This window comes from Paenibacillus etheri, from assembly GCF_001012825.1.
In the GTDB taxonomy this organism is placed as follows: domain Bacteria; phylum Bacillota; class Bacilli; order Paenibacillales; family Paenibacillaceae; genus Paenibacillus_AQ; species Paenibacillus_AQ etheri.
In genome coordinates this window covers 182710-208231 of record NZ_LCZJ02000037.1, presented here as the reverse complement: position 1 = coordinate 208231, position 25522 = coordinate 182710, and the positions used below count along the sequence as shown (strand labels likewise).

Annotated in this window: 28 protein-coding genes and 1 riboswitch; all 28 genes read left to right on the top strand. The window is 46.0% G+C overall.

The window, feature by feature from the left end; genetic code table 11:
- The first annotated feature begins 17 nt into the window (after positions 1–17).
- A complete protein-coding gene (locus UQ64_RS24480) occupies positions 18–491 on the top strand; it encodes a GNAT family N-acetyltransferase (protein ID WP_245238210.1) in 474 nt (157 codons plus the stop codon).
- Positions 491–1060, top strand: coding sequence for a S41 family peptidase (locus tag UQ64_RS24475; RefSeq protein WP_060625989.1), 570 nt, complete (start codon positions 491–493; stop codon positions 1058–1060). Before UQ64_RS24480 ends, UQ64_RS24475 begins: the two co-directional genes overlap by 1 nt.
- Before the next feature lie 70 nt (positions 1061–1130).
- Positions 1131–1268, top strand: a complete 138-nt coding sequence (locus UQ64_RS32745; RefSeq protein ID WP_342447610.1) for a hypothetical protein — start codon at positions 1131–1133, stop codon at positions 1266–1268.
- Positions 1269–1411: 143 nt separating this feature from the next.
- Entirely contained in the window at positions 1412–2512 is a 1101-nt protein-coding gene (ychF, locus tag UQ64_RS24470) for a redox-regulated ATPase YchF (RefSeq protein ID WP_060625988.1), read from the top strand.
- A gap of 233 nt (positions 2513–2745) precedes the next feature.
- A complete protein-coding gene (gene prfA, locus UQ64_RS24465; RefSeq protein ID WP_060625987.1) occupies positions 2746–3819 on the top strand; it encodes a peptide chain release factor 1 in 1074 nt (357 codons plus the stop codon).
- Positions 3812–4810, top strand: coding sequence for a peptide chain release factor N(5)-glutamine methyltransferase (gene prmC / locus UQ64_RS24460; protein WP_060625986.1), 999 nt, complete (start codon positions 3812–3814; stop codon positions 4808–4810). Before prfA ends, prmC begins: the two co-directional genes overlap by 8 nt.
- Before the next feature lie 141 nt (positions 4811–4951).
- Entirely contained in the window at positions 4952–6136 is a 1185-nt protein-coding gene (locus UQ64_RS24455; RefSeq protein WP_060625985.1) for an FtsW/RodA/SpoVE family cell cycle protein, read from the top strand.
- A 223-nt stretch (positions 6137–6359) separates the two neighbouring features.
- A complete protein-coding gene (locus tag UQ64_RS24450; protein WP_060625984.1) occupies positions 6360–7544 on the top strand; it encodes an FtsW/RodA/SpoVE family cell cycle protein in 1185 nt (394 codons plus the stop codon).
- A gap of 83 nt (positions 7545–7627) precedes the next feature.
- A complete protein-coding gene (spoIIR, locus tag UQ64_RS24445) occupies positions 7628–8383 on the top strand; it encodes a stage II sporulation protein R (protein WP_082651299.1) in 756 nt (251 codons plus the stop codon).
- Between the two features lie 178 nt (positions 8384–8561).
- Positions 8562–9803: an L-threonylcarbamoyladenylate synthase gene (locus UQ64_RS24440; RefSeq protein ID WP_082651324.1), complete on the top strand. Its 1242-nt coding sequence runs from the start codon at positions 8562–8564 to the stop codon at positions 9801–9803.
- 127 nt (positions 9804–9930) lie between these two features.
- Positions 9931–10503: a manganese efflux pump MntP gene (locus tag UQ64_RS24435; protein ID WP_060625983.1), complete on the top strand. Its 573-nt coding sequence runs from the start codon at positions 9931–9933 to the stop codon at positions 10501–10503.
- A 47-nt stretch (positions 10504–10550) separates the two neighbouring features.
- Positions 10551–11138 carry a low molecular weight protein arginine phosphatase gene (locus UQ64_RS24430; RefSeq protein WP_060625982.1) on the top strand — a complete coding sequence of 196 codons (588 nt, stop codon included), beginning with the start codon at positions 10551–10553 and terminating at the stop codon, positions 11136–11138.
- Positions 11139–11186: 48 nt separating this feature from the next.
- Positions 11187–11269, top strand: a riboswitch (ZMP/ZTP riboswitch).
- A gap of 74 nt (positions 11270–11343) precedes the next feature.
- Positions 11344–11928, top strand: a complete 585-nt coding sequence (locus UQ64_RS24425; protein WP_060625981.1) for a TIGR01440 family protein — start codon at positions 11344–11346, stop codon at positions 11926–11928.
- A gap of 112 nt (positions 11929–12040) precedes the next feature.
- Positions 12041–13288, top strand: coding sequence for a serine hydroxymethyltransferase (locus UQ64_RS24420; protein WP_060625980.1), 1248 nt, complete (start codon positions 12041–12043; stop codon positions 13286–13288).
- A 419-nt stretch (positions 13289–13707) separates the two neighbouring features.
- Positions 13708–14337: a uracil phosphoribosyltransferase gene (gene upp, locus UQ64_RS24415; protein WP_060625979.1), complete on the top strand. Its 630-nt coding sequence runs from the start codon at positions 13708–13710 to the stop codon at positions 14335–14337.
- Between the two features lie 60 nt (positions 14338–14397).
- Complete coding sequence (wecB, locus tag UQ64_RS24410; protein WP_060625978.1) at positions 14398–15558, top strand: non-hydrolyzing UDP-N-acetylglucosamine 2-epimerase; 1161 nt, start codon at positions 14398–14400, stop codon at positions 15556–15558.
- A 178-nt stretch (positions 15559–15736) separates the two neighbouring features.
- Positions 15737–15970, top strand: coding sequence for an AtpZ/AtpI family protein (locus UQ64_RS24405; protein ID WP_060625977.1), 234 nt, complete (start codon positions 15737–15739; stop codon positions 15968–15970).
- Complete coding sequence (locus UQ64_RS24400) at positions 15963–16340, top strand: ATP synthase subunit I (protein ID WP_060625976.1); 378 nt, start codon at positions 15963–15965, stop codon at positions 16338–16340. The genes UQ64_RS24405 and UQ64_RS24400 overlap by 8 nt, the downstream gene beginning before the upstream one ends.
- Before the next feature lie 29 nt (positions 16341–16369).
- On the top strand, positions 16370–17137 hold the full coding sequence (atpB, locus tag UQ64_RS24395; protein WP_060625975.1) for a F0F1 ATP synthase subunit A: 768 nt from the start codon (positions 16370–16372) through the stop codon (positions 17135–17137).
- 104 nt (positions 17138–17241) lie between these two features.
- Positions 17242–17457, top strand: a complete 216-nt coding sequence (gene atpE, locus UQ64_RS24390; protein ID WP_060625974.1) for a F0F1 ATP synthase subunit C — start codon at positions 17242–17244, stop codon at positions 17455–17457.
- Between the two features lie 97 nt (positions 17458–17554).
- Entirely contained in the window at positions 17555–18043 is a 489-nt protein-coding gene (gene atpF, locus UQ64_RS24385; protein WP_060625973.1) for a F0F1 ATP synthase subunit B, read from the top strand.
- A complete protein-coding gene (locus tag UQ64_RS24380) occupies positions 18040–18591 on the top strand; it encodes a F0F1 ATP synthase subunit delta (protein ID WP_060625972.1) in 552 nt (183 codons plus the stop codon). Before atpF ends, UQ64_RS24380 begins: the two co-directional genes overlap by 4 nt.
- 11 nt (positions 18592–18602) lie before the next feature.
- A complete protein-coding gene (atpA, locus tag UQ64_RS24375) occupies positions 18603–20114 on the top strand; it encodes a F0F1 ATP synthase subunit alpha (RefSeq protein ID WP_060625971.1) in 1512 nt (503 codons plus the stop codon).
- A 195-nt stretch (positions 20115–20309) separates the two neighbouring features.
- On the top strand, positions 20310–21179 hold the full coding sequence (gene atpG, locus UQ64_RS24370) for an ATP synthase F1 subunit gamma (protein WP_060625970.1): 870 nt from the start codon (positions 20310–20312) through the stop codon (positions 21177–21179).
- A gap of 260 nt (positions 21180–21439) precedes the next feature.
- Entirely contained in the window at positions 21440–22840 is a 1401-nt protein-coding gene (atpD, locus tag UQ64_RS24365) for a F0F1 ATP synthase subunit beta (protein WP_060625969.1), read from the top strand.
- 103 nt (positions 22841–22943) lie between these two features.
- Positions 22944–23360, top strand: coding sequence for a F0F1 ATP synthase subunit epsilon (locus tag UQ64_RS24360; RefSeq protein WP_042131365.1), 417 nt, complete (start codon positions 22944–22946; stop codon positions 23358–23360).
- Positions 23361–23556: 196 nt separating this feature from the next.
- A complete protein-coding gene (locus UQ64_RS24355; RefSeq protein ID WP_042131364.1) occupies positions 23557–23814 on the top strand; it encodes a DUF1146 family protein in 258 nt (85 codons plus the stop codon).
- Between the two features lie 201 nt (positions 23815–24015).
- A complete protein-coding gene (gene murA, locus UQ64_RS24350; protein WP_060625968.1) occupies positions 24016–25392 on the top strand; it encodes a UDP-N-acetylglucosamine 1-carboxyvinyltransferase in 1377 nt (458 codons plus the stop codon).
- Positions 25393–25522: the final 130 nt, after the last annotated feature.

Below are 25522 nucleotides of genomic sequence, written 5' to 3'. Positions count from 1 at the left end.
CGAGGAAGTGAATAAAGATGATGATTAAACTGGTCCATATGGATGAATCTGCTTTTCAATTTTTCTTAGGTCAAGCTACTCGTGATTACGCTGAAGATAAGATTAAAGCTGGCGCTTGGGATCCTGAAATCGCGATGAAGCTATCAGAGGAAGCCATAACACAGTCTCTGCCCAAAGGGTTGAACACGGATGGCGCTTATCTATATTCTATAGTAGAGATAAGTAGTGATATCCAGGTGGGATATATTTGGTTTAATGTAAGTGAAGGTCGGGGTGGTCGAGAGGCTTTCATTTATGACTTCTACATTTTTGAACCGTATCAGAGCAAAGGTTATGGCAAGCAGGCTATGATCGCACTCGATGAAGAAGCCCGTGAGATGAAAGTCACCAGAATTGGGTTACATGTCTTCGGTCAGAACAATCGCGCATTTGAGCTCTACAAAAAAATGGGATATACCGTAACCGACATTACGATGTCTAAAGATCTGTAATGCTATCCGTGGAGACCTCGAAAGAGGTCTTTTTTTATTGGAAGGTCATTATAGAGCCTGATCAAATAGCGTATCTAGGTACGCGAAGCTTTGATGGCAGTCTTATGAAGATGGACAGTTCTGAGATTCGTGATTTTTTAATAGAAGTAAAAGATTATAAAACACTAATTCTAGACATCCGTGGAAATGGCGGAGGGAACAGCACTTACTGGCGTATTAATATGGTTCCTCAACTGATTAATAAACCTATTACTTATAATACATATTATCTTTATAGGGGCGGTGAATATGCCGAGACCTTTATGCAGTCACGCCGGCTAACAGAAGGGTTACAACCTATTGCCAACATAAAAGATGAGCGGTTGTCCAAAATACCGCGAGAAGCAACAACAATGTTTAAAAACTATAACAAAAATGTTGATATCGTAACCCCTTATCATTCTGTTGGATTCAAGGGGGAAATCTATTTGCTGGTAGATAGTTCTGTATATTCATCCGCCGAAGGATTCGCCGTCATTCGCCAAAGGTACCGGGTTTGCTACGGTTGTTGGTGGAAGAACTGGTGGTGACGGTCTAGGGATAGATCCGCTTATAGCTGCATTGCCGAATAGTGGGTATGTATTTAGGTTTTCCCTCCAGATGGGTCTTAATTCTGACGGAAGCTGCAATGAGGAAGTGAAGACAGTTCCTGATGTGGAGGTTGATCCAGATATTTCTAAGCCCTTACTCGATCAGCCGGCGGTGCAAAAGGTATTGGAACTTGCCAGATCCCATTGAAATGGGCGCGGTTGGATAAGGCTGGATTGACACAACTGCATGACATCCGGTGTTGCTGGAGAATATGTTCTAATATATAATGGTTTAGATCGTATTACTTATTCGGATGATCAATTTAGCTGAAAATAGGAGTTGTCATATAAATGGCTTTGAAAGCTGGAATCGTCGGTCTTCCTAACGTAGGAAAATCCACATTGTTTAATGCGATAACGCAAGCGGGAGCAGAATCCGCAAACTACCCTTTTTGCACGATTGACCCTAACGTTGGTGTCGTTGAAGTTCCGGACGAACGTCTTGATAAACTGACTGAGCTGGTACAGCCTAACAAGACCGTACCTACTGCTTTTGAATTTGTTGATATCGCTGGTCTTGTGCGCGGCGCAAGTAAAGGTGAGGGTCTAGGCAATAAGTTCCTAGCTCATATTCGTGAAGTGGATGCTATCGTCCATGTGGTTCGCTGCTTTGAAGATGAGAACGTTACCCACGTGGATGGAAAAGTAAATCCGATCAGCGACATTCAGACCATTAATTTGGAGCTGATTCTTGCTGACATTGAAAGCATTGAGAAGCGGATTGAGCGTTCCCGTAAGAACATCAAAGGCGGCGACAAGAAATACGCTCAAGAAGTTGAACTGCTTGAACGCGTCAAAGAAGTGCTCTACGAAGATAAACCTGCACGTAGTATAGAATTGTCCGATGACGAGAAGGTTATTATCCGTGATCTTCATTTGTTAACATTGAAGCCAGTGCTGTATGCAGCGAATGTAAGTGAAGAAGAAGTAGCAAGTGCTGAGAATAATCCTTATGTGCAGCAGGTTCGTGAATTTGCAGCAACTGAAGGTGCTGAAGTGGTTCCGATCAGTGCTAAAGTAGAAGCTGAAATTGCCGAGCTTGAGGGCGAAGATAAAGCGATGTTCCTAGAAGAACTTGGGCTAGAAGAATCTGGTCTGAACCGTTTGATCAAAGCGGCTTACAAGCTGCTAGGCTTGTATACGTATTTCACGGCAGGCGTTCAGGAAGTTCGTGCGTGGACCATTCGTAAGGGAACTAAAGCACCCGGCGCTGCGGGTGTAATTCACACGGATTTTGAACGTGGATTTATCCGTGCTGAGGTAGTGGCTTACGCAGATCTTTTGGCTGCTGGTTCGATGAATGGTGCGAAAGAACGTGGTCAATTGCGTCTTGAAGGTAAGGAATATTTGGTGCAAGACGGCGACGTTATGCATTTCCGTTTCAACGTTTAAGAGGACTGAAGCGTACTAATGATAAGAGGGTCATCTCAGTCGGTAGAGGGTATCTACTGCTGGGATGGTCCTTTTTAAAATATAAGTCATTTATTAAGGTATTTACGCGTACAGAACTGTAGCCATTTCACAATATCTTTGGTATAATATAAAGTCGTATATCTATTTTTATGACATATGTTTTAATCGCTTTATTTGCGAATTTGAAATTGAACTAGGAGAGGTGAATTCCCTTGTTGGACCGATTGCAATCCCTGGCGGACCGCTATGAGAAGCTCAGTGAACTGCTTTGTGATCCGGATGTTGCAAACGACAGTAAGAAACTGAGGGATTATTCCAAAGAACAATCAGACCTACAGCCTGCTTTTGAGGCGTATACTGAATATAAGAATGTAATGGAAGAGCTTGAAGCTGCTAAGCAGATGCAAGGCGAAAAGCTTGATGATGAGATGAAGGAAATGGTCAAGATGGAAATTGACGACCTTTCCAAACGTCAGGTAGAGCTGGAAGAGCAAATCCGTGTATTGCTACTGCCTAAAGACCCGAATGATGATAAGAACGTAATCGTCGAAATTCGTGGTGCAGCGGGCGGAGATGAAGCAGCATTGTTCGCTTCCGATCTTTATCGGATGTACACCCGGTTTGCGGATTCACAAGGCTGGCGCGTGGAGCTAATGGATGTTAACGCGAGTGACCTTGGTGGATTTAAAGAGGTAATCTTCCTTATTAACGGCCGCGGTGCATACAGTAAGCTGAAATACGAGAGTGGTGCGCATCGCGTACAACGTATCCCAGCGACTGAATCTGGTGGACGTATTCATACCTCTACTTCTACAGTATCGGTGATGCCGGAAGCTGAAGCATTTGAGATTGAAATTCATGATAAAGATATTCGTGTGGATACCTTCTGTTCAAGTGGTGCAGGCGGACAGTCTGTAAATACGACCAAGTCTGCAGTACGTGTAACCCATGTACCTACGGGCATCGTTGCTACTTGTCAGGACGGTAAGTCACAGAACTCCAATAAGGAAAAAGCGCTTCAAGTGCTTCGTGCCCGTATCTCCGATTTGAAGCGGCAGGAAGAAGAAGCAAAGTATGCTGGTGAACGGAAGAGTAAAGTAGGTACGGGTGATCGTAGTGAACGTATCCGGACGTATAACTTCCCGCAGAGCCGGGTTACAGACCATCGCATTGGCTTGACGCTGCACCGTTTGGAGCAGGTTATGAACGGAGAAATCACTGAAATTATTTCGGCTCTTTCAATTGCTGAACAAGCTGATTTGATGGATAGTATGGACAATGGATAATAATGCTTTGAACGATGGCGTATTTGTCATGTCGGAAGTGAAAAGCATCCGGGAAGCCTTTGCGGAGGCTTCTTCTTTTTTGAGCCAGAGCGGTTGTAATGAACCGCAGCGCAGTGCGCAATTACTGCTGGAGCATGTGCTTGGCTTGTCCGGAGCGGCGTATTATATGGCGCTGGCGGATTCTTTTCCAGCTGCGGTCAAGGAAGCATGGGAGGCGGGCGTTACCCGCCGGAGCATGGGCGAACCGGTGCAGTATATCATCGGTGAGCAAGAGTTCTACGGGCGTCCTTTTGAAGTGACGCCTGATGTGCTGATCCCGCGGCCAGAGACGGAGCTTCTGGTCGAGGCGATTTTGCGGTACGGTGCGGAGCTCTGGCCGGACGGCACGGTTGCGCCGAGTGAAGCGGCGCAGGAAGAAGACGCTGCTTCGCTAGCAGCGGGGCAGGAACATGCGTGCGGCGCAGAGAACGTACGCGTCGCACGGCCGCTGACCGCCGTCGACATCGGCGCCGGCAGCGGAGCGATCTCCGTCACGCTGGCGGCGGAAGCGCCGGCGTGGCGGGTCTACGCCGGCGATATTTCGCCGGCGGCCTTGGCTGTGGCCGAGCGCAACGCGTTGCGCAATGGCACAGCCGTGGACTTTCGGCTCGGCGATCTGCTCGAGCCGTTTGCGGGAATGGAGACGGATATCCTCGTCTCCAACCCGCCTTACATTCCCGGCGAGGATATCGCCGGGTTACAGCGTGAGGTGCGCGATCATGAGCCGCGCACTGCGCTGGATGGCGGAGCGGACGGGCTGGACCCGTACCGCCGCATGATTGAGCAGCTGACGCTGCTCCCGGCACCGCCGCGCCTGATCGGCTTTGAACTCGGCATGGGACAAGCCGAGCAAGTAGCTGCGCTACTAGAGGCGGCGGGCCATTGGGAAGAGATCATCACCGTGAATGACCTGGCTGGAATTCCACGTCATGTGCTAGGTATAGCGCGATAATACTGCATGCTGTGCAGGGGACTCCTGTTGTTCGGGGGAGTGAAATTGTATTTTCAATCCGACTTCCTTTACAATAGAATGTAACCGGACTTCTTAGTGAACCGTAAAAGAAAGCCCAGATATAGAGTAGGGAGGCAGAACGTGCTTCAGAAGATTAAAAAAATTGATGGTGCTATCGTAGTCGTTCTGTTATTACTCATGATTGTCAGCATCTTCGCCATATATAGTGTGACTCATGGAAGAGAAAAGCTGGACGGACATCATATCCGTATGATGATGTATTATGCAATTGGCTTTATTGCTTTTATTGGAATGACCTTTTTGGATTACAGAATTTTAGTGAAGTACGCACTATATATTTATTTGTTTGGGATAGGTATCTTGGTCCTCGTCAGCTTTTTGGGCGAGACCAAAAATAATGCCCAAGGCTGGTTGTCCCTCCCTGGAGGACTGAGCCTTCAGCCTGCTGAGCTATTTAAACTAATATTGATTTTATTTCTGGCAGCGATGCTCGTCCGTAAAAATAAGAATAAGCTTTTGTTTTGGCGGGATGTTGTGCCGCTGGGCCTCTTGACCTTATTTCCGTTTCTTATTGTCCTTACACAGAATGACCTTGGGAATGCCTTGTCTTATATTGTGATTCTTGCGGGTCTGTTGTGGATTGGCAATATTAAGTACACTCACGCATTAATCGGCCTGGTGATTATTGCAAGCTCTGCGATTGCCGGAATTATGAGTTATATCCATTATCATGATGAAATTAAAACGTTCCTTAACGATATTGGCCGGTCGCACTGGATTGAACGTTTTGATCCTTGGCTAGTTCCGGACAAAGCGACAGCGAAAGCTCTTTATCATACCAAAAACGCTAAGCTTGCGATTGCCTCAGGTGGGATGAGTGGAGAAGGCTATATGAACGGTAGCTCTGTTCAGACGGATCGAGTGCCTTATACGTATTCAGACTCTATCTTTGTGCAGATTGCCGAGGAATTTGGATTTGTAGGTTCTGCGTTCGTGCTGCTGCTGTATTTTATCCTGATTCACCGAATGATTCTGATTGCGCTGGAATCCAGGGATCGAGCGGGTCCATTTCTGATCGTCGGCATTGTAGCGATGATGCTGTATCAGATTTTTGAGAATATCGGCGCGTTTATTGGCTTGATGCCTTTGACAGGTATCACGTTGCCTTTCATCAGCTTCGGGGGTACATCTCTGCTTATTAACATGGCCAGCATTGGTCTAGTAATGAGTGTACGTTTGCATGGTCAGGATGTAGAGGAAGATTTGCCTAAGCCTACTCCTTATGCAGCTACCAAACAGGTATAATTACTTAATCACTAAAAAACCGTCAGAGCCCCATCTTTTAAGGATGGGAACTGGCGGTTTTTGTTTTCAAAAGAATGTCCATCCTCTGATCTGGGAGATGAATCTCTTAATTCGGATGCATTACATAAATTTGGAATTGTGATCTTAAATGCTCTACAATAGAAAGGAGCGACTTTCCTCGGGTGAGGGTGGTTGGAACCTTAATAGAGTAAGGGGTTTACGTATGCTTGAAAAGCTCAAGAAGATCGATAGCGTGATTCTTATTGTTCTAGTTATGCTGATGGTCATTAGTATTCTTTCGATATACAGCGTGACTAATGGTAGATTAGTTCAGAAACTAGATGGTTTCCATCTACAAATGCTCAAATACTACATTGTAGGGTTTGTAGCGTTTTTTGTGCTTACCTTCGTGGACTATAGGATATTTGTTAAATATGCTCTTTATATTTATATCTTGGGTATTGGTCTGCTAGTGTCGGTAAGTTTTTTTGGTAAGGTAAAGAACGGTGCGCAATTAGGGCTAGAGATAGCTGGACTTAGCTTTCAACCTGCGGAGCTTTTTAAGTTGATATTGATTCTTTTACTTGCGTCCATACTGGTCCGTAAACAAGGCGCCACGCTAACCTTCTGGAAGGGAGTCGTCCCGCTGGCGCTTCTTACATTACTCCCTTTTGCTATAGTGATTGTACAGAATGATCTGGGGAATGCGCTAAGTTACATTGTTATATTGATTGGTCTTCTGTGGATCGGGAATATTAAGATTTCACATGCACTCATCGGCTTACTAATAGTTGGCGGATTGGGTCTTGCAGGTATTCTGAGCTATATTCACTATCATGATGAAGCGGTATATTTTTTTGAGGAGACCCTTGGCAGGAAGCATTTAGTGGATCGGTTTGATCCTTGGCTCGTACCTGATTTGGCGTCAGATGATGCAAGCTATCACACGAAAAATGCTAAAGTGGCTATTGCCTCTGGAGGGATGAGCGGCGAGGGGTACACGCAAGGAAGCTCTGTGCAGAGTAACCGTGTGCCATATACCTATTCGGATGCCATATTCGTACAGGTTGCGGAGGAGTTTGGGTTCGTAGGTTCAGCGCTGCTGTTGTTGCTCTTTTTTATTCTTCTCCATCGGATGATACTGATTGCTCTAGAGAGTAGGGAGCGTAGTGGTCCGTTTTTAATTATTGGAATTACGGCTATGCTGCTATATCAAATCTTAGAGAATATTGGAGCTTTTATCGGCCTAATGCCGCTAACGGGAATTACACTTCCGTTCATTAGTTATGGAGGCACGTCTCTTTTAATTAATATGGCCTGCATGGGGATTGTAATGAGTGTGCATCTTTATGGGCGGGATGTTGAGGATGATTTGCAGCTGCCTAAGGCACTTGCTGTGAAGTTATAGATTTAATAGATTCATAGGTTTGCAGTCTCTCATCTCTGGACATACTACTAGCATGAGAGTTAAGAGGAGAGGGGCTGCAACAAATGAACGATAATCATATGGATAAAAGAGATTCCTTACGTGTAACTTTTAAGTATACTGCCATTTTAATTTGTTTTTTTATGATCGTTATCATGGCCTGGGAAGGTCAAAAAACCGATGCAGCAGTAGCCGAAGTAATGATTCCACAGGATTCTATCCGGCTGCGTATTCTGGCGAATTCGGACGGAACACAAGATCAGCTAGTGAAGCGGCAGATACGTGATACGATCGTGGAGCAAATGAACCAGTGGGTAACTGCACTTGAGGCCCCGCAAAGCTTAGAGCAGGCACGCGCTTTAATTAGAACCCATCTACCAGAGCTTAATGCACTGGTTGGATCGGAGCTTGAGAAACGCGGCATCCAATACACCTATAAAGTGGAGCTTGGTGTGGTACCTTTTCCGACCAAATTATACGGTGGTACAGTGTATCCGGCTGGGGAGTACGAGGCTGTACGGGTAACGCTGGGTGAGGGCAAGGGGCAAAATTGGTGGTGTGTACTGTTTCCGCCGCTGTGCTTTATTGATGCAGGCTCTGGAGATGCGGCAGCACCTGCTGCTAACAAAGGGCCGAAGACCGTTTCAGCTGCAAGTGCAGATCCTGGAGTTAAGGCACAACCAGCAGTAGGAACAGCTGTACAAGCGGATTCTTCGGCAGGGGATGTTGCGGCAGCGGATTCGGCAGAGCCAGAGGTGCGGTTCTTCATTTGGGAACTGCTGCAAAACCTTTGGAACTGGATTAGTGGATTGTGGTCGTAATGCTGAAGCTGAACCTTTGGTTTTGCGGAAATGGTCTATAGTTTTGAACCTAGATATGTTACTATTTCATAAGCAGATCGACTGCGGCTCCTTCATTGGAGCCGCTTTTTGGTAAGATTAGAAGGAATGAATAACAGCTAGTATTCAATATATATCCTTAAGAAAGCCTGTGATGAGAATGAATGAACCAAACGCCCCTTTATTCGCCGTTCAGCGGCGGAGTGGAAATAGGAATGAGACTGTATATTGGGAACTGGATTTACTGGGAGCTGCAGCTCCGGATTCCGATGTACTTCAGCCAAGTGAAGAGAATAAGTTAGCCATCGTGGAGGCGGCAACTATGCTTCGTGAAGGCGGAACGGTCGCTTTTCCAACCGAAACGGTCTATGGACTTGGAGCAGATGCAAGGAATACAGCGGCGGTTGAGGCTGTTTTTGCGGCAAAAGGGCGACCGTCTGACAATCCCCTAATCGTGCATATTGCCGATCCGCGTGCTTTGGACGAGCTGGTTACAGAAGTGCATCCTACGGCTGCGGCATTAATGGAAGCCTATTGGCCTGGACCGCTGACAGTCGTGCTTCCTGTTCGTGAGGGTGTTTTGTCACCTTGTGTGACGGCAGGGCTGGACACAGTAGGCGTGCGTATGCCTGATCATCCGGTAGCTTTGGCGCTGATCAGTGCAGCGGGCTGTCCCGTTGCGGCACCCAGCGCTAACCGTTCGGGTCGTCCGAGCCCGACCTTAGCTTCGCATGTGATGGAAGATTTGGCCGGATACATTGGTGGCGTTCTTGATGGCGGCGCTGCCGGAGTTGGACTGGAATCAACTGTGGTGCAGGTTCAGTCTAATGGAAAAGTTGCCGTGCTGCGTCCCGGCGGAATTACTTCAGAGCAGTTGGCTGCTGTAGTGGGAGCAGAAGTAGTTGTTGCTGAGCCGGCTGTGGTTAAAGAATTTGGAGCTTCGGCAGCAGCGGAAGCTCCAGTAGTCCCTGCACCGGGGGAAGGTCACAGTACAGAAGCTGTTTCCGACATCTCGGCACCACGCGCGCCGGGCATGAAGTACACACACTACGCGCCGCGCGGCTGGCTCGGCGTAGTGCGCGGATCTTCTACGCAACGTGTTGCGGAAGAAGCCGCGAGTCTGCTTCAGGCGGCTCAATTAAGCGGCGAAGTGACGGGCTTACTCCTCTTCGAGGAGCATAAGCCCCTCTATCCCGCCGATCCTGCCGCCTGTGTCCTTTCCCTCGGCTCGTTATCCTCGCCGGAAGAAGGAGCGCGCTCCCTATATGCCGCGCTGCGGCGCTTCGATGAAGCGGGGGCGACTTACATCTTGGCCGAGGCTTGTCCGTATACGGGCCTCGGTGCTGCCATTATGAACCGGCTTATGAAGGCCGCCGGTGGTTCCGTCATTGACGCCGGATAGCCACGGCGCCTTTTAAATCCAGCTATAGCGCTGGTTATTCGAATCTGAAATCGCCTATGAAGTCATGATTACACCCTTGTCCGCATATCGTTGTTGTACAAGATATTTCGGACTTGGGGGGTTAAGCATGGGCATAGGAGATGTATATGCCGGTTGGGGGCAGACGGTTACTATTGCTATAATGGCGATTGCCTTAGGGATGGATGCTTTTTCACTTGGTGTAGGCATCGGGATGAAGGGTATCCGTCTGTTGCATGTTCTGCAAATGAGTGTGCTCATTGCTTTTTTTCATATGCTGATGCCTCTTCTAGGTTTATTAACAGGAAGTTATGTCGGACATTTGCTAGGTCAAGTAACGACTTATGCTGCCGGAGGACTACTTGTGCTGTTAGGTGGACATATGGTGTATAACTCCTTTCGTCCGGAAGTGGTAAGTACGCGAGCTATGAATCATCGAACCTTATGGGGAATGCTGCTTCTTTCGCTAAGTGTTAGTGTGGATTCTTTTTCCGTTGGGGTATCCTTAGGGATGTTCGTGAATGGTGTGCTTCTGACCATATTAGCTTTTGGTGCCTGTGGAGGTCTGATGTCGATTATTGGCCTACTTCTTGGGCGGCATGTCAGTCGTGGACTCGGGGAATATGGGGAAGCGCTGGGCGGGGCTATATTATTGGGGTTTGGCTTGCTATTCATCTTTTGATACAATAACGGCATTACAATATTTTATTTTCATGGGGGTGCAAAAGCATGCTGCATATTTTATTCGTCTGCACCGGTAATACATGCCGTAGTCCTATGGCTGAGGGGCTTTTACGAAAGCTCGCGAAGGAACGTGAAATCGAGCTGGAAGTGCGGTCTGCAGGTGTATCTGCCATTTCTGGTACTTCTATATCGAGACATGCTGCAGCTATTTTGCAGGAAGAAGGCATTCATGAACATTTGGAGTCGTCGCAATTAACGGGGCAATCCGTCGCGTGGGCCGATCTTGTGCTGACCTTGACCAGTGGACATAAGCAGCATTTGCTACAGTATTTTCCGGATGCGTTAACGAAAACATATACATTGAAGGAATATGTGCATAACGAAGAAGCCGTGACTAAGGATATTAAGGAATTGGACAGCCTTTATGCTGATGCTGAGTTAAGCATAGCTCTAGGTGGTGAACCCAACGCAACGGATCTGCAGCGAATGATTGAAATCCGCCAGCGTATTCCAAGCTTTGATATTTCTGACCCATTCGGGGGCACTCGTGAAGATTATGAGCTTACTGCTGCTGAGATTCGCAATGCGTTGTTTAGTTTATTAGATAAACTGGAATCCTTACGCCATTTGTAAATGGTTGATTTTCAGTCCGCTTTGCTTTAAGATGAAAGTACAACTAATCGGTTCCGATGTAACTGGCGACAAATGTGGATCAAACCACGATGGAGCATCGGAATAAACGGCCGGTCGCCTGGGCAAAAGAGCAAATCCGCAGCTACCTGCGGACTGCTCTTTTTTGTTTAAATGAAGCTTGTTTGAAGCCTGAGGAGGTAGGGTGATGGACAAAGTTGTGGAGTTATCTTTAACTGAAGCCACTGTCACTGTGTTAAGGGAGTTGGCGGAAGCTGGTAACCTTGGTTCTGGTAAAATTGTTGTCATTGGAGTAAGCACAAGTGAGGTGGCGGGTGTCCGTATTGGAACCGGTGGTGCGCTTGAAGTTGCACAGCAACTGCTTGAAGCGGTTCGTTTGGTCGCAGCGGAAAAAGGGTTTCATCTCGTGTATCAGTGCTGCGAGCATCTGAATCGTGCGCTTGTAATGGAACGCTCCTTGCTAGAGTCTCTTGGGTTAAATGAAGTCTCTGCAGTACCCATACCAGGTGCTGGCGGTTCGATGGCTGCGGCTGCCTATCGCTCTATGAAAGATCCTGTTCTGGCGGAAACGATCGAAGCGCATGCTGGTTTAGACATTGGTGAGACTCTTATAGGTATGCATTTGCGCCGCGTGGCGGTTCCTTTTCGGCCGACCTTACGGTACATTGGAGCAGCTAGAGTGAATGCGGCATGGACCAGACCTCCGCTTATTGGAGGCGAGCGTGCGGTTTACCGTGCTCCAGAACAGAGTGGCTCACAGGTTTGTGATTGATGAACTTAGTTTTATGTTTTTGCAGAAACGTAGACCTAAAGCCTTTTCGTGGAGGGCAAATCGTTTCTATTTAAATACAACAATCTACACACACTAGGGAGGAAATAAGAACATGGAACAATTACGTAAGAGTGACCCGGCAGTACTAGAAGCAATGGAACTGGAACTGAAACGTCAGCGTGCCAACATTGAGCTTATTGCCTCAGAGAATATCGTTAGCGAAGCCGTAATGGAAGCCATGGGCTCGGTGCTTACGAACAAATATGCAGAAGGTTACCCAGGTAAACGGTATTATGGTGGCTGTGAAGATGTAGATATCGTTGAGAATCTGGCTCGTGATCGTGCAAAAGAATTGTTCGGTGCGGAACATGTCAACGTACAGCCTCACTCTGGAGCTCAAGCGAATATGGCTGTATATCTGGCTGCGCTTAACCCGGGCGATACTGTTCTTGGCATGAACTTGGCGCATGGTGGACATTTAACGCACGGTAGTCCAGTGAATGCTTCCGGATTGCTTTATAACTTTGTTGCTTATGGTGTGCAAGAAGATACTTTCCTAATTGATTATGACGAAGTACGCAAAGCAGCTTTCAAGCACCGTCCTAAGTTGATTGTTGCTGGTGCAAGTGCGTACCCACGTATTATTGATTTCGAAAAACTTGGTGCTATTGCCAATGATGTTGGTGCGTTATTTATGGTAGATATGGCCCATATTGCAGGTCTTGTCGCAGCTGGCCTTCATCCGAGCCCAGTTCCTCATGCCCATTTCGTAACAACTACTACACATAAGACTTTACGCGGTCCTCGCGGAGGTATGATTATGTGCAGACAGCCATGGGCTGCTGCTATCGACAAAGCCGTATTCCCTGGTTCCCAAGGCGGACCGTTGATGCATGTAATTGCGTCAAAAGCAGTTGCATTCGGCGAAGCTTTGCAGCCATCCTTTAAGACTCATGCTGAGAATGTTGTGAAGAATGCAAATGTTCTCGCAGAAACACTGATCAGCGAAGGGGTTAACGTTGTGTCCGGTGGTACAGATAACCACTTAATGTTGCTTGATACGCGTAACCTGAACATTACCGGAAAAGATGCGGAAAAAGTACTAGATTCCATTGGAATCACTGTGAATAAAAACGCAATTCCATTCGATCCTACAAGTCCTTTCGTAACAAGTGGTATTCGTATTGGTACGCCTGCAGTCACTTCCCGTGGTATGGACGAGCAAGCAATGGTGGTTATTGGCCGCATTATAGCTAATGTTCTGAAGAATCCGAAGGATGAAGCGAAATTGGCTGAGGCAGCTCGTCAAGTTGCTGATTTGACGGACCAGTATCCACTTTATCCAGAACTGAAATACTAGTTCTTATTCGCATTCATTAATAAACTTACCTCCACCAAGTCCGGTTTTAGGATTTGGTGGAGGTTTTTTGTTGTTTATTGTTCACAATATTACATAAGTGAATTGATGGAAATTAATGAAATCAATCATGAAAGTTCATGGAACTTTCATAAAAAATAGTGAAAAAAATGTGAATAGTATGAAATATGTAAACTTGCACATCCTAATCTAGGTTTTATTGCTGGAAAACCATTTGAATTTCCAATCCTTACCTTTCTAAGCGAAGGAAATAGAAGGGAAGAGGTTCAGTGTGGATTCAAGTTCCTTTCTAGGTGAAATGCGGCGTTGGGAATGCTATAATAGACAGGATTTAGCCATAGAGAAGCAAAAGTGCTTTCTAGGGTTATAGACACGACTTACAATTACCGGAGGGAAAGTTAATGGGAAAATTGGTGATTTGCGATCATCCTTTAATTCAACACAAACTAACATTTATTCGCGACGTAAGAACAAACACGAAAGATTTCAGAGAGCATGTTGACGAAGTTGCCACATTGATGGCTTATGAGATTACACGTGACATTCCTCTAGAGACCATTACAGTACAAACACCGGTCACTGAAACGGAAAGTAAAGTGATTTCGGGAAGAATGCTTGGGCTTATCCCTATTCTTCGTGCCGGCCTAGGGATGCTTGAGGGCGTTCTGAAGCTTCTACCTGCTGCTAAAGTAGGACATGTTGGCTTGTTCCGTGATCCGGACACGCTGCAACCGGTTGAGTATTACATCAAGCTTCCTACAGATGTACAGGAACGTGAGCTGATCGTAATTGATCCGATGCTAGCTACAGGAGGATCCGCGATTGCTGCTATTACCTCGCTGAAGAAGCGTGGATGTACACAAATTAAAATGATGAACCTGATTGCGGCTCCGGAAGGTGTTGCTGCAGTTCAAGAAGCTCATCCGGATGTAGATATTTACGTAGCTGCGCTTGATTCTCATTTGAATGAACATGGATATATCGTCCCAGGACTTGGTGATGCTGGAGACCGTTTGTACGGAACTAAGTAAATAGTAATCCGTAATAGGTAATACGAAGCTTTTGATTTTTTTGATGAGAGGGTAGGGGTTATGTCCAAAATTAAAGTGATGACTATTTTCGGAGTGCGCCCCGAGGCGATCAAGATGGCTCCTTTAGTTCTTGAACTGAAGAAGCATCCTGAGCATATCGAGTCAATCGTATGTGTAACCGCACAGCACAGGGAGTTACTCGATCAAGTGTTGGAAGTGTTCAACATCACACCTGATTACGATCTGGACGTGATGAAGGACCGTCAGACGCTTAATGAGATTACTATTCGTGTACTTGAAGGCTTGGAACCTGTGTTGAGAGAGGTTAAACCTGATCTCGTTCTGGTGCACGGGGACACATTAACGACGTTCCTTGCAAGTTACGCCTCTTTCCTGCAGCAAATTCAGGTTGGGCACGTAGAAGCAGGACTTCGGACATGGAACAAATTGTCTCCTTATCCTGAAGAAATGAACCGTCAACTTACAGGTGTATTAGCGGACCTGCATTTCGCTCCAACGGATTGGTCAGCTAGTAATCTGAGACATGAGAACAAAAAAGAATCAAGTATTTATATCACAGGCAACACTGTAACCGATGTGTTTCAATATACCGTACAGCCTGATTATCGGCATCCTGTTTTGGATTTTGCTTCAGGAAAAAAACTTATTTTGATGACTGCTCACCGTAGAGAATCGCAAGGTGAACCGCATCTTAATATCTTCCGGGCTGTCAAAAGAATCGCTGATGAATTCGAAGATGTAGCCATTGTTTATCCTGTGCATCCAAGTCCTGCAGTTAAGGAACCAGCACATGAAATTTTGGGTGGACATCCAAGAATTATGCTGATTGATCCGCTGGATGTCGTGGATTTGCATAATTTTTATCCGCATACCCACTTGATATTAACCGATTCTGGCGGTTTACAAGAGGAAGCTCCTTCATACGGAGTACCTGTACTTGTGCTTCGTGATACAACGGAGCGTCCTGAAGGGATAGACGCTGGAACGCTAGAACTTGTGGGCACGGACGAGGAGAAGGTGTATGAACGGACACATGCTCTTTTGACTGATAATGAGCTCTATCAGTCGATGAGTCGGGCCGCCAACCCGTACGGAGATGGCAAAGCCTCTCAACGAATTGTCAATGCGATTTTGCACCATTTTGGTGTGAATAAGGAGCGTCCTGAAGAGTTTCACAGAATGTTCACAAAAAATAAATAATTTCATTTAAAGTGATATCTGATCTGATTAAAATCAACATACAGTTAAACTGTACGGTTTATATGGTTTTGGAACATTTTGCTGTGATTATTTTCATGTTTTCAAGGGTTTTTAGGCAATGTTCAATGAATTGACAAAGACTCCAGAAATTCAGTAAAATTAGTTGGGATTGTAGCCAATGAAAGAACAAAATAGCAGGGACAGCTTGTTACAGACCGCGCTTATCATTGGAAGTGCAGGCACTATACTCGCCGCTTACATTATTATTGGTTTTTTTGCGGCAAGGTGGCTGAAAGACCTGATGGAGGGCCCGAAATATTGGCTCGCTATTGGCACTATAACCGGAATGTTTCTGGGAATTGTGAACGTCGTCCTGTTAATTAAAAAATTTTTGGGGGAGCAGAATGGATAATATGACTCCCATGATCAATACCGTCACCAGAGTTACGCTCGTCCTTATGGCAGGACTCTTAATGGGCTGGGCGCTTCATCATGAGACCAGGGAGTTTACGCTGGGCATGACTCTGGGTCTGGTGGCGGGATTGGTAAACTTTCGTTATCTAGCCGTCAAGGTTCGACGGGTAACGCAGTCGATTGCGAGCAACGAAGGGAATGCCTTCAGCCTCGGTTTTGTTACACGGATTAGCTTCGCAATTTTGGTCACCATGTTCGCGGTCAAGATTGAGCATTTCTCCCTGGTAGCAACTATTACGGGCGTATTCATTCCTCAGCTCCTCGCCATTCCTGCGGGGATATATCTGAGTGTGAAGAACAAACTTTAACCAGATTAAAGAGAAAGGGGGATGATACTATGCATGAGATGCCGAAAATCTTTGTCGGGGGAATACCGATAGATATATCTGCCGTATTGATGCTTCTGATCAGCTGTACAGTAGTATTTGTACTGGTGATGCTGTCGGTTCGTAAGCTTTCGGTTGAGAATCCATCTAAGCTTCAGAATTTTATGGAATGGGTTGTAGAATTTGTAGAAGGTGTCGTAAGCAGTGCCATGGACCTGAAGAAAGGAAAACCTTACATATCTTTGGGGCTAACGTTGATTCTGTTTATCTTTGTTTCCAACCTTCTTGGATTGCCTTTCTCAGTTGTAACTGAAGCACATGGACCTGTAACCGTGTTTGGCCATGTGATTGAAGCAACCAGGAACTTGGCGCATGGTGATCATGTTGAGATCTTATGGTACAAGTCGCCGACTGCTGACATTAATATCACTGCAGGATTGGCAATTATTGTGTTTATACTGATGAACTTCCTGGGCATTAAGCTCAATGGCAAGCATTATTTCAAACACTATATTGAGCCGTTTCCAATCTTTTTGCCACTGAACATTATCGAGAACCTGGCAAAACCAGTAGCTCTGGCTATTCGTCTATTTGCTAACATTTTTGCCGGAGAAGTACTGATTACAGTCATTTTGAAACTGGGGATTCTCAGTATTCCTTTTCTGGCTGTATGGCAAGGCTTCAGTATTTTCGTCGGGGCACTACAGGCGTTTATCTTTACGATTCTGACGATGGTTTATATCGCACAGATGACGATTCACGAAGAAGAAGCACATTAATGAACTGCTGCGAAGAGAACGGCAATCGTCTGATTTTCTTTCGCGGGAGATATCTTATATCATTAAACACAATATGAACCAAAATTAAAGGAGGATATTTACAAATGGAATATTTAGCAGCAGCAATAGCGGTTGGTTTGGGTGCACTTGGTGCAGGTCTTGGTAATGGTATGATCGTTAGTAGAACAGTTGAGTCCATCGCTCGTCAACCAGAAGCTCGTAACGCGCTTCAAACAACAATGTTTATCGGTGTAGGTATCGTCGAAGTTATTCCGTTGGCAGCAACAGTTATCGCATTCCTGATCATGTTTTCATCTTAATAAACCGTATTTACGGTTTGGCGGGGACGGCCGATGCCATCCGCGCCTTACTTTTGTATACGTCCGCATGACGCGGTAAGGGAAGGGAGTGACCTCAGTGGAAATTGTTTGGACAAACATCTTATTTTCAATTGTAGCCTTTGGGATTCTATATTTCTTGCTCAGTAAGTATGCGTTCAGCAAACTGTTCGCAGTTATGGAGAAACGCCGTGAGCTGGTAATGCAGCAAATGGATGAAGCTGCGAAGACTAGAGAGCAAGCGGTCGCGTATGTGGAAGAGCAGAAGCAGGCGCTGAACAGTGCACGCCAGGAAGCTCAACAGATTATTCAACAATCGCAAATTACTAGTAATCAACAGGTAGAACAAGCTTTGGCGCAAGCTAAAGTTGAAGCTGCACGCGTCAAAGAAGAGGCCGTGCGCGATATCGAGAACGAGAAGAATAAAGCAGTGGAAGAGTTGCGCAGCGAAATTGGAACGGCATCTGTTCGTATTGCTTCTAAACTTCTTAAGAAAGAAGTTAGTGCTAGCAGTGAGCAGGAGCAGCTTGTGAACCAATACCTCAATGAGGTAGGAGGCCGATCATGAGCCGCGATACGGTAGTTGCCAAGCGCTACGCTAAAGCATTGTACAGTGCAGCGGTAGAGAAGGGGATTACCCTTGAAGTAGAAGAACAGCTCAAGGCAGTGGTCGAAGTATTACATTCAGACCAAGAGGTACAGCGGTTTATTCTTGCACCACGTATCTCGGAGTCCGACAAGCTGAAAGTGCTGCGCACAGCACTTCAAGATAAGCTCTCTCCTATCGTGATGAACATTGTAGAACTGTTAGTAGAGCGAGGCAGAACCGATATTTTTGCCGAACTGCTGGATACGTATATCAAGATTGAAGGAGACGCTCTTGGCATTGGTGATGCTAAGGTATACTCCGTTTATTCTTTAAGTGAAGAAGAACAAGCGGCTGTAGCTGCAGAATTCGGCCAGCTCGTAAACCGTAAAATTCGGGTTACGAATGTGGTGGATCCAAGCCTGCTGGGGGGACTGAAAGTTTATATCGGCGATACGCTATATGACGGCAGTCTGTCTAGCAAATTGGAACGTCTCGAGAAATCCTTTAATGATAAGCATAGAAGATAGGGGTGAGGATATTGGGCATCAGACCTGAAGAGATCAGCACTTTGATCAAAAGTCAAATTGAGCAATATAAAGCCGATATCGAAGTTGCCGAAGTGGGCACCGTCATTCAAGTCGGAGACGGTATCGCTCGTGTCTACGGTCTGGAAAACGCAATGGCAGGCGAGTTGCTAGAGTTCTCCAACGGTGTAGTGGGCATGGCGCTCAATCTGGAAGAAAGCAACGTAGGTGTTGTTATTCTAGGTGAGTACAAGGAAATTCGTGAAGGCGATCAAGTAAAACGTACTGGACAAATCATGCAAGTTCCAGTTGGAGAGGCTCTTCTGGGTCGTGTTGTTAACGCACTCGGTATGCCGCTTGACGGTAAAGGCCCAATTCAAACAACGGAGTTCCGTCCGGTTGAGAATAACGCTCCTGGTGTTATCGACCGTAAATCGGTTCATGAACCAATGCAAACTGGTCTTAAAGCGATTGATGCGATGGTACCAATTGGTCGTGGACAACGCGAACTTATCATTGGTGACCGTCAAACAGGTAAGACTGCAATCGCAATCGATGCGATTATCAACCAAAAAGGCAACGGAATGAAATGTATTTATGTTGCCATTGGACAAAAACAATCAACAGTAGCACAGGTTGTAGAAACTCTCCGCCGTCATGGCGCGTTGGAATATACAATCGTTGTAACTGCTTCGGCTTCAGAGCCATCCCCGCTATTGTATATTGCTCCATACGCAGGTTGCGCAATGGGCGAGTACTTTATGTACAAGGGCGAACACGTACTGATCATTTATGATGACCTTTCAAAACAAGCTTCGGCTTATCGCGAATTGTCCTTGCTGCTTCGTCGTCCACCGGGTCGTGAAGCGTTCCCTGGTGACGTGTTCTACTTGCACTCCCGTCTTTTGGAACGTGCGGCTAAGCTTAGTGATGAGCTTGGTGGTGGTTCATTAACCGCGCTTCCGTTCATCGAAACACAAGCATCTGACGTATCGGCTTACATTCCTACGAACGTAATCTCGATTACAGATGGTCAAATATTCCTTGAATCCGATCTGTTCTACTCTGGTCAACGTCCTGCGATCAACGTCGGTATCTCCGTTTCCCGTGTAGGGGGCTCCGCTCAGATTAAAGCGATGAAGAAGGTAGCTGGCTCGCTCCGTTTGGATCTTGCTCAATATCGTGAACTTCAAGCTTTCTCACAGTTCGGCTCAGATCTTGATAAATCTACGCTTGCTCGTCTAAATCGCGGAGCACGTATGATGGAAGTTCTGAAACAAGGTGTAAATCAGCCGTTGTCTGTTGAGCATCAAGTGCTTAGCTTGTACACTGCTGTAAAAGGATATTTGGATGATATTCCTGTTAAAGACGTAAAACGTTTTGAAAAGGAATTCCTTGCTTACATGGATAGCAGTGCTACTGAAGTTGCTCAATCCATCAGAGATACCAAGGATTTGACAGCAGATAACGAAGCCGCTCTTAAAGCAGCAATTGATAAATTTAAAAGAGGCTTTGCTACTAGCTAATATAGATCGTGCGTAAATGGATCTTACTAAGTGGGCTTTGGCTCAGCCGAAGCTCAGGCTATTACTTATAAAGTTGGCTTTGAATTCGTCAAAGCCAAGAAGATGCTTACAGAAGTTAGCTTTAACTCCGTTAAAGCTAAGATGATGCTTACGAAGTTAGCTTTAACTCCGTTAAAGCTTTAAGGTGGTGAAATCATGGCAAGAAGCATGCGTGATATTAAACGTCAAATTAAGAGTGTTCAAAACACAAGACAGATCACAAAAGCGATGGAAATGGTAGCCGCCTCCAAGCTGAGAAAAGCTCAGGAAAAGGCGATTGCCGCCCGTCCTTATGCTGAGAAGCTGAAAGAGGTTGTATCGAGCATTGCTGCCGGTACAGAAGGCGTTCAGCATCCCATGCTGGTCAGTCGCCCTGTGAAAAAAACTGGTTATCTTATCGTGACCTCTGATAGAGGACTTGCGGGAGGATACAATGCTAATATTTTACGTAAGGTGACGATGCTTATCGCGGAGCGCCATAAATCCAAAGATGAGTACGCCTTGTTCGTTATCGGTCGTAAAGGCCGTGACTTCTTACGCCGCCGTGAATATCCGATTGTACAGGAAGTTACTGAGCTATCGGATGCGCCGAAGTTTGCTGACATCAAGTCTATCGCTAATTCGGCAGTACAACAGTTTGTAGATGGTACGTATGATGAGTTGTACGTTTGTTACAATCAATTCGTCAATGCGATTACCCAGATCCCAACCGTTGATCGACTGTTGCCTATGGAGGGCGTAGGAAATCATGATCATCATGAAGCGACTGCGAATTACGAATATGAACCTTCACCTGAAGGCGTGCTCGAAGTACTACTTCCGAAATACGCCGAAACTTTGATTTATAGCGCAATTCTGGATGGCAAGGCCAGTGAGCTGGGTGCGAAAATGACAGCGATGGGCAGTGCAACAAAGAACGCGTCGAAAATGATCGGAGAACTTACCCTTACGTACAACCGTGCCCGTCAGGCGGCAATTACGCAGGAAATTACCGAGATCGTGGCCGGAGCGAACGCTCAGTCTTAAAAATACAAGAACAGTTAAGCGGCGTGCTTGACTTGCCTTGTATTTTACGAGAAACAGTGCCGTATGAGCGATACATAGTATCGCCCACTTCTGGAGTATTGCTCCTTAAGAACGGCACTGCAGTTCTTCTTAAAATATAAGAAAGTATAGGTTTTACACTATACAAAATGCTTATATTTCTACGGGAAACGGTTGTCATCTTTATATGACGACAACGTCGTTTCTTCTTGATGTAATAGCTTTCGAGGAGGGAAATGAAGATGAACAAAGGACGCGTTGTAAGCATTATGGGTCCGGTTGTCGATATTGAATTTGAACGCGGCCAGTTGCCCGAGATTTTCAACGCTATCAAAATTGAAACCGTCTTGGACAATGGTCGCCAGATTAACCTAACACTTGAGGTTTCCAACCACTTGGGAGACAATTTGGTACGTTGTATCGCGATGTCTTCTACAGATGGTCTGGTTCGTGGACTGGATGCTATTGACCAAGGTGGTCCTATTTCGGTTCCAGTAGGGGAAGCGACATTAGGCCGGGTATTTAACGTACTTGGAAATCCAATTGATAACGCTGGTGAAGTTCTTGCTGAAATAAAGAACCCGATTCACCGTTTGGCTCCGACATTTGATGAATTGTCGACACAAGCCGAAATTTTGGAAACGGGTATTAAAGTTATCGACTTGCTTGCACCTTATGCTAAGGGCGGTAAAGTTGGTCTGTTCGGCGGTGCCGGTGTAGGTAAAACGGTAACGATTCAAGAATTGATTAATAACATTGCCCAAGAACACGGTGGTATCTCCGTATTTGCGGGTGTGGGTGAACGTACTCGTGAAGGTAATGACCTTTATCACGAAATGACGGACTCAGGCGTTATTAAGAAAACAGCAATGGTATTCGGACAAATGAATGAGCCCCCAGGCGCGCGTCTACGCGTAGCTTTGACCGGTCTTACTATGGCGGAATATTTCCGTGATGTAGAAGGTCGCGATACGCTGCTCTTTATCGATAATATATTCCGCTTTACCCAAGCGGGTTCCGAAGTATCCGCTCTTCTCGGACGTATGCCGTCCGCGGTAGGTTATCAACCAACACTGGCTACTGAAATGGGTCAGTTGCAAGAGCGTATCACTTCTACCAAAAAAGGCTCCGTTACTTCCATTCAAGCAATTTACGTACCAGCGGATGACTACACTGACCCTGCTCCGGCTACGGCATTTGCTCACTTGGATGCAACAACCAACCTTGAGCGTAAGATTTCCGAGAAGGGGATTTTCCCAGCGGTTGATCCACTAGCTTCCAGCTCGCGTCTGCTAGCTCCAGAAATTGTTGGTGAAGAGCACTACAATGTGGCACAAGGTGTTAAACAGTTGCTACAACGTTATACCGAGCTTCAAGACATCATTGCCATCTTGGGTATGGATGAATTGAGTGAGGATGATAAGGTTATCGTAGCCCGTGCTCGTAAAGTTGAGCGGTTCCTGTCGCAGCCTTTCCACGTGGCTGAACAGTTTACTGGCTTCAAGGGTAAATACGTGCCAATCAAAGAAACTGTACGTAGCTTTAAGGAAATCCTGGATGGTAAGCATGATGATCTTCCAGAAGCAGCGTTCCTTTTTGTAGGTACAATCGAAGAAGCGGTTGAAAAAGCGAAATCGATGTAACACTGAGCTTAGTGAATGCTTTCGAAGCGAGCTTTATTTTGTAAAGCTAAGTATATGCTTTCGATGTGAGCTTTACTTCGTAAAGCTTTGAGGAGGAATGGAAGTGAATACCTTTTTGTTGGAAATTGTCACGCCGGAGCATCTCGTCTATTCTAAGCAAGTGAATAGCTTGACAGTACGAGGAGTCGAAGGCGAGTTGGGTATTTTGCCTGGACACATTCCGCTTGTGACTCCACTTCAGGTTGCTCCGTTATCCGTCAAATCGGACGGTGTTACGATCTCCATCGCCGTTCATGGCGGGTTCGTTGAAGTGCATAAGGACAAAGTAACAGTGCTGGCCGAAAGTGCCGAGCTGCCAACAGATATTGATGTTGAGCGCGCCGAAGCCGCTAGAGAACGGGCTCAACGCCGTCTCCAGACTCGTAGCAAACAAGATGATATCGATCACCGCCGTGCGGAGTTGGCGCTGCAACGCGCTGTTACACGGATTAAAGTGTCCACAGGAAAAGGACAACAGTAGGATATTAGCGGTCAAGCTCTAAGCTTGACTGCTTTTTTTATTATAGTAAACTATGTATTTAAGGTTAAGATTTCTTCATTTTTTTGGATATTGGCGTTGAATTGTTTAAAAATTTGTAAAAGTACTGGATTCTTTTGCCCTGCGCAAGTATGATATAAGAGTCGATTTCCGAGTAATACGAACACGGAGGGTTAGCATGGGGGATATATTGTCCAATGGATGGTCTAGTGCCGCTGGAACCAGCAGCATGATCTCAATGATTGTTTCTTTGCTCAGTGTTGTATTATCTTGGTGGGCATTGCAGAACCTTAAGCTGGATCTGGTCATAAGATATCCCAAGAGTCCTCAAGGAAGGCTGCTGCACTTGCTTCTGGCCATTGTACTTGGACGTTTAGTTGCAGGATTCTTTCTGGATTACCTTAGCTGGAGTGGGATGATCCGCTATATGTTTTAGGAATATGTAGTTTGGTTATAAGTGTCATAGGTCGCAGTGGTCAAAAAGTGTCGAATAATAAGGTTTTATTATGTCAACACTGAACTTTAAGGAACATGCCCGGCTGAATGGGCGTATTGATGGAGTATGCGAATATTTTTTGCAATTACTTTTAATCTAAAAAATAATTTAAGAAATAATGGACGCGGAGGGAAACCGAAAATGAGCAAATTTATCGTCCGCGGTGGCAACAGATTGACCGGGAGCGTGAAAGTTAGCGGCGCAAAAAATTCCGTATTACCGATCATAGCCGCCTCTCTATTGGCAGAAGAAGGAGTAAGCGTAATTGTGGACGCACCTCCGCTTGATGATGTAATGACGATTTCAAAAATGTTGGAATCTCTGGGTGCAGGCGTTACATATCAAAACGATATTATCCAGGTGGATGCTACAAACATCACTTCCTGTGAAGCACCTTATGAATGGGTACGGAAAATGCGGGCATCTTTTTTAGTCATGGGCCCTCTGTTATCACGGCTTGGTCATACAAGAATTTCTTTGCCTGGCGGCTGCGCCATTGGCACACGACCGATTGATCAGCATTTGAAAGGATTTGAAGCGCTTGGTGCGGAGATTAGTCTCGGCCAGGGCTACATTGAAGCGAAAAGTAACGGTCGCCTGCGCGGAGCCAAAGTATATTTGGATGTAGCTAGCGTGGGTGCGACCGAAAATATAATGATGGCAGCGGCACTCGCGGAAGGTGTGACCGTGATTGAGAATGCGGCTAAGGAGCCTGAAATTGTCGACCTGGCTAATTATTTGAACGGTATGGGTGGAATCGTACGCGGTGCGGGAACAGGTATTATCCGTATTGAAGGCGTTGAACGTCTGCATGGCGTTAAACATCATGTGATACCTGACCGTATTGAAGCAGGTACGTATATGGCGGCTGCAGCAATTACAGGTGGCGATGTATATGTGGAAGGCGCAATCGCTGATCACTTGGGTCCTGTTATTGCAAAGATGGAAGAGATGGGTGTGACCATTATTCCTGATGAGAATGGGGTTCGTGTCATTAGTGACAAACCTCTTAAAGCTGTTGATTTGAAGACTTTGCCGTATCCAGGCTTTCCAACGGATATGCAGTCACAAATGATGGCATTATTGCTGCGTTCTGAAGGAACTAGTGTCGTTACGGAAACTGTATTCGAGAACCGATTCATGCATGTGGATGAATTCCACAACATGAATGCTGAGATTAAGATCGAAGGTCGTTCAGCGATCGTTACAGGTAATGCGCAATTGGTCGGAGCCAAAGTTTGTGCTACGGATCTACGTGCGGGAGCTGCGCTTATTTTGGCAGGTCTTGTTGCTGAAGGAACTACTGAGGTAAGCGGAACTCATCATATCGACCGTGGATATGTACATTTGGCTGAGAAGCTGTCTGGACTAGGTGCGGAAATTTGGCGTATCTCCATGGAAGACACAGCCGCGCAAACGGTGAAGGACGAAACTCTTAAACCAGAAGTCGCCAAGAGCGAATCGAATAAAAGCGAAGAGGTTAAACCTCGCTTTCAGGTTCAAGCAACTTGGGTATAATATCAGTCATTAGGTGAGAACAGGCTGCAGTGATGCGGCCTGTTCTTTTTTTAGTGAGAAGAAAGTATATCCGAATCCTCATCTAATGGGGATTTTTTCTTATGCAATTCTTTAACGCGGGGCATAGTGA